The organism is Halobacteriovorax sp., from assembly GCF_048381875.1.
In the GTDB taxonomy this organism is placed as follows: domain Bacteria; phylum Bdellovibrionota; class Bacteriovoracia; order Bacteriovoracales; family Bacteriovoracaceae; genus Halobacteriovorax_A; species Halobacteriovorax_A vibrionivorans.
Genome location: NZ_JBLXBP010000016.1, coordinates 1 through 5,582, shown reverse-complemented (window position 1 = coordinate 5,582; position 5,582 = coordinate 1). Strand labels below are relative to the sequence as shown.

General features: G+C 31.9%; 5 protein-coding genes. 4 read left to right on the top strand and 1 reads right to left on the bottom strand.

Annotated features, from left to right (window positions below):
* The coding region (locus ACN5L8_RS15125; protein WP_419173439.1) for a hypothetical protein at positions 1 to 621 on the bottom strand (621 nt) is incomplete at its 3' end.
* A 221-nt stretch (positions 622 to 842) separates the two neighbouring features.
* On the opposite strand from ACN5L8_RS15125, the gene ACN5L8_RS15120 reads away from it, so the two are divergent.
* From ACN5L8_RS15120 to ACN5L8_RS15105, 4 genes are all read left to right on the top strand, one after another.
* A complete protein-coding gene (locus ACN5L8_RS15120; RefSeq protein ID WP_419173438.1) occupies positions 843 to 1,436 on the top strand; it encodes a hypothetical protein in 594 nt (197 codons plus the stop codon).
* A 332-nt stretch (positions 1,437 to 1,768) separates the two neighbouring features.
* Positions 1,769 to 2,143: a response regulator gene (locus tag ACN5L8_RS15115; RefSeq protein ID WP_419173437.1), complete on the top strand. Its 375-nt coding sequence runs from the start codon at positions 1,769 to 1,771 to the stop codon at positions 2,141 to 2,143.
* Between the two features lie 3 nt (positions 2,144 to 2,146).
* Positions 2,147 to 5,107, top strand: a complete 2,961-nt coding sequence (locus ACN5L8_RS15110; RefSeq protein WP_419173436.1) for an ATP-binding protein — start codon at positions 2,147 to 2,149, stop codon at positions 5,105 to 5,107.
* Positions 5,108 to 5,196: 89 nt separating this feature from the next.
* The coding region (locus ACN5L8_RS15105) for a hypothetical protein (RefSeq protein ID WP_419173435.1) at positions 5,197 to 5,582 on the top strand (386 nt) is incomplete at its 3' end.

Sequence of the window (5,582 nt, the reverse complement as noted above, 5' to 3'; positions counted from 1 at the left end):
GGCAATTGCAATATAGGCACTTAATTTCTTTGGGTCCTCTTGTAAACTAATTAAATGATCCATCCCTGCAACATGATCTTTTAGGAAATCATCAATACAAGATGAAGTAGCAAGATTTGGATCAGAATCATCTGTTGTTGTACAGATCCCCTTACCATCATCTCCAGGGCCAAAGATTATGGGATTACAGCGAAAGAGATTCGCACCACCACAGCTATTCTTATAGCCTTCACCAAAAATTTCCATTTCAGGGTTATCTCGAACAGATCGAGACCATGGAGCAACACACTTTCCATTTTTAATATTGGTCATCCAACCACCAAAATTACAAAAGATAGTAGGATCTTCAATTGTTGCATAAGCACTATTAAAAAGATTTTCGAGTAAGTAGAAATTATTCTGTGTTAAATAGACATTGATTTTTTCTTGCTCATACTTTGTCTTCTTAGCTTTCTGCTCTAAGACCTTCATGAGATTGAAATGAAACTCTTTCCTCTCACCTAAACTTAACTGTCCATAGGCGATATCAACTCGCTCATTGGTCCACTGGTAATCAGCGGCCGACACACTTGTCGCCAAAGCAGTAAAGACTAAGGCCAAATTGATAAATACTCTTCTCACATCTTCCCCATAAGAAACTATAGTGTTCCTATCGGTTAATCCTTAAATTTCCTTTAGACACTTTAATTTCTTGTCGTCAATGAACTAAGTTACTGATAATTGGCTTAATATTTATTAATATGTGTGATTTAACAGAAGTAATTTCAATGTAAAAAGTACATAAATTCTATCTAGTTAAGAAAATATGCTATGTATCTCCTAATTTATATTTTGGAGATATTATGAAATTTTTTTTATGCTTAATTATTAGTATTTTTTCACTTACAAATGTAAACGCTCAATCCTGTACTGAACAGTATGAACAGATAGTAAAAAACGATAAGTTCCTACCACAAGAAGTAAAGAATGCCATTTCAGTCTCGGCCGGTGTTACTGGTGGTTTTTTAACTTATGTAGCAGCTTCATTCGTTGCACCGGGTGCTCCACTAGTTTTTGCAGCAATAGGTGCATTAACAACACAAAAATCAGTTTATAAAAATCTCTTTAGCGAATCTGGGGAAGCATTTACAGAGGTATATAAATTCTCTTTTAACAATACAAAATCAAAAATTGGTCAGGAGCTAGTTGCGAAACTAATTATTGAAGGAAAAAATAAAGAAGAAGCGATTAATCGTGTAAAGTCTATGGCCGCAATTACAAAGGACTTAATGGAATCAGATGCACTTTGTAATGGAGAGGTTTCAAAACTAGGTGAAGAAATTGTCACATATAAGAAACGTCATAAAGGTCATAAGATAAAAGTTAAAACGACAAAAACCAGAAAGCTTGCACATATTGAAGAAGTTCTAAACTATATAAAAGATAATAATCTCTAATATTTTTGGTCATATAGCTCTGCATAGATAATTGCTATATGACCAAAAAAATTATCTACCTTAAGTTCATTTACGATAGCATATCAACGGAAAAAGAATTCGTGATTTCAAGCAATTAGGCTATCTAATGACTAAAAATTAACACAAAAACATGATATATGTCAGTAGATTTTTCATTATTTTCTGCAGATTTCTACGTACTTTCACGCGATTTTTATACACAAAATTTACATAGAAAGAGTAAGTGTACATTATTAGTAAGGATTTAAACACACCACATTAGTACATTTCTCATTTTTGATGTTAAAAACTAAATCCATTAAAATAGCTGCATGGAAACAATTCTTAAAACAATAATCGTTGCAGAAGACGACCTTACTTTAAACGAACTCTATGTAGAGGTCTTAGAATCTTATGGCTTCAAAAGTATTGGTTTTGAAGACGGAAAGAAAGCATTACTATACGCAATCACTAATAAAGTTGACTTCATTCTTACAGATTTAAAAATGCCGACAATGGACGGGATCGAACTCCTAGAAGAAATACGAAATATTCACCCGAAGGATCCACCAGTTCTAATCATTACAGGTTACGCTGATGCAAAAACAAGACAACAAGCACAAAACTTAGGGGCCATAGGCTTATTATCAAAACCTTTTAACTTTGATGAAATCATTAAAATAATCAACACAAATATAAAAAGCTAAGTCATGAAACTACACAGAGAGAATAAAGACTTACTCACATTAATAACGAGTATAATAGTAGTCTTTATAGGCTCTATTGTTGTAATTGGTTGGATAATGAATATCCCCACTTTCGTTCAAATCTCAAAGAGCTTTGTTCCTATGCAATTAAATACAGCAATATGCTTTATTCTTTCAGGAATCATTTTAAATTACTCCTTAGGAAGAAAGAAATACTCTCACTTCTATCAAATTCTATCGATTACGCTATTTATGATTTCTTTTACTACATTACTTCAATATATTCTCGGTCATAATTATGGAATCGATGAATTTTTGATGAAGCATTATATTCTAACCAAATCCACATTCCCGGGGCGAATGTCCCCTAATAGTGCAACATGTTTTATCCTTGTTTCTCTTACAAGCTTAGTTAAAGTCTTTCTCTCAAGATACAAAGTATATCTGAATCTACAATTATTAATCATCAGTCTCTTGTTTACTCTATCTGCAACTGCATTTTTAGGATATATATTTAGCCTAGATGTAACATTTGTTTGGCAAAAGTATACAAGAATGGCGCTACATACATCACTAACATTCCTTATTATTGCATCAACTAGTTTCTACAACACAATATCATCTATAAAAGAAGATAACGACTATAATTGGATCCCAATACCTACTACACTTGGCTTTCTTTTTACATTTGTTTTAATCGGGCAAATTATAAAACAAACGGAAATCAATAATATCAAACAAGTGATTCAAAATGAAACAAACTCGCTCAGAAGTCGAATTGAAATAATAATCGATGATAAAGTAAATGATTTAAAAAGATTGGCTAAACGATCTGACATATATAAACAACAGGATGAAAATGCATGGAAGAAAGATGCTTTTAGCTATCTTGAGGCAAATGAACAATATATTCAGCTGCAAAGAATTACAGAAAATGCAAAATGGACAGTTACAGCACATAACAAAGAAGTCTATTTCGAAAATAAGGCAAAGAAAGAAGAAATTCTTAAACAAGTAAAAAAATTAGAAAAAACACTATTTAGTCGTATATTTTCAATACGAGATATAGATGAGAAAAAAAATCGTAATGTATTCTATATAGCAATACCAAGATTTGACTTTAACAAATATGTAGAGACAACTCTAGTACTTGTTGATGTCGAGAAACTATTTAAAAGTATGTTACTAAACATTGACTCACAAAGCTTTCATATAAGATTTAAAGAAAACGATAAAATTATTTATACAAATACTCACTCTGATATATCAAGTATTACTCCAGTCAATTTTGATCTAAATAGCTACAATGATAATAATTGGATAATACAAATAAATGTAACCGAACAATATGTTGATTCTTTTCGTTCTTCTATTGGTGAAGTGATTCTAATTTTTGGAGCTTTTTCTTCATTACTAGCAGGTTTACTCATTTATATCTATCAAGATGCCAGAACACTAAAAGTAAAAGCTCAAGAGACTGAGAAAATTAAATCAGCAATTCTTGCAAATATGAGTCATGAAATAAGAACTCCAATGAATGGTATCATTGGGATGGCAGACTTACTCTCTGATAACTTGAGTAATAAAGAAGATATTAATAAATTAAATATAATAAAAGAAAGTGGTTCTGCGCTATTAAAAATAATTAATGATATTCTAGACTTCTCAAAACTTGAAGCAGGAAAAATTCATCTTGATGAACAAAATTTCAATATTAGAGAATTAATTACTAAGATTACGCAATTATTTGAAATTGAAGCTCATGCAAAAGGTATATATTTAAAAGTTGAATATGAAAAAGACTTTCCAGAATATATCTGCTCTGATGAGTACAGAATAAGACAAATTATCAATAATCTACTTAACAATGCCATTAAGTTTACGAGTAAAGGCGGAGTGCTTATCAAAGCATCAGCAAAGAAAACTTTAACTCAGGGTCATGATATTTCAATATCAATCATCGACACAGGTATCGGTATATCAAAACAGAACCAAGACCTACTCTTTCGAGACTTCTCACAAGTTGACCTATCCACAACAAGAAGATTTGGCGGAACAGGACTTGGTCTCTCGATATGCAAAAAACTTGCAACATATTTCAATGGTTCAATCACAGTAGAGAGTGAACTAGAAAAAGGTGCAACATTCACATTTAACTTCAAAGCAAATACTCTTTGTGAGGGACTGACCACTACGACAAAAACAAATAATATAAAACTAGATAAGCAATCATTGAAGCTTGATATACTTGTAGTTGATGATAATGTTATTAATAGAAAAATCGCACAAGAAATATTAAAAAAATTCAATTGTAATACTTATTCTGCATCTAATGGAAATGAAGCTCTCCTTATTATTGAGAAAAATAAGATTGATATAATATTAATGGATTGTCACATGCCTATTTTAGATGGTTATAAGACAACTCAGAAAATTATTGAAACCTATGGTGAAAATAGACCTCTAATTATTGCACTAACTGCAAGTACGATGAAAGAAGATATTTTAAAATGTGAAGAGTACGGAATGGACGATTTTCTAGCAAAACCTATCACATCTAAAGCTGTTTATAAGGTACTCTCAAAATATAAAGAAGTGGATCAAGTAAATAAAACATTAAGTAGTTTAAAGAGTGATCTTTTAAGCTACTTTGATGGTGATGAGAAGTTTATGAAAGAATCAATTGATTTACTCCTAAGTTCACAAAAGAAAATGCTTAATAATATAAGTAAGGCCATTCACACAAAGGATGCGCATAAAATTAAGAATGCGACCCATACCTACATAGGTGCTATCTCTAACTTTGGTTTAAATGAACTTGTAACTCAGGCCCAGTTGATAGAGAAAAATGGACAAGCACATAAGTTTAACACTTGCGAATTCCAGTACTTAGAACTTAAACGACAATCTCAATTATCAGAGAAGTATTTAAAGCAAATTAGCGAAGAAACAAAAAATGTCTAAATAATTGACGACTCTAAATATTTTTTACTTCCTCTAATAATCTCTCTTAAATTCGGTATACTGCCAAGAAACCAATAAGAGAGAGAAAAATGAAAAAACTTCTATGTATTAGTCTTGCGACCTTACTCGCATTTAACACTGTCGCTCAAGAGATCCCAGGGCAGGTCTCAGCTCAAGAGTCACAGGAACAAGTAACTCAAAATGAAGAAATTATATCTGATGATAATGAAACGATTGAAGTTCGTGAAAAGAATGAAAGGCTAAATGAAGAGATTTACGACATCCTAGGAGAGAACGAAACTCTTGTACAACTAAATGATGCAAAAGATCTAATTCTCGACGAAGAAGATGAGTCCGACCTCGATATTATTAAGGCCATTCCACGAGACGCTTGGGCCCTTGTTAAAGCTCCAGCAGGCTGGTCAAAGAGGCAGTGGATTGTAGCGAGTGGTGCTGTTTCAATTTCAACAATGAT

Coding starts and splice junctions, on each gene's coding strand:
- ACN5L8_RS15110 (WP_419173436.1), top strand. CDS start 2,147: ATGAAACTACACAGAGAGAATAAAGACTTACTCACATTAATAACGAGT.
- ACN5L8_RS15120 (WP_419173438.1), top strand. CDS start 843: ATGAAATTTTTTTTATGCTTAATTATTAGTATTTTTTCACTTACAAAT.
- ACN5L8_RS15115 (WP_419173437.1), top strand. CDS start 1,769: ATGGAAACAATTCTTAAAACAATAATCGTTGCAGAAGACGACCTTACT.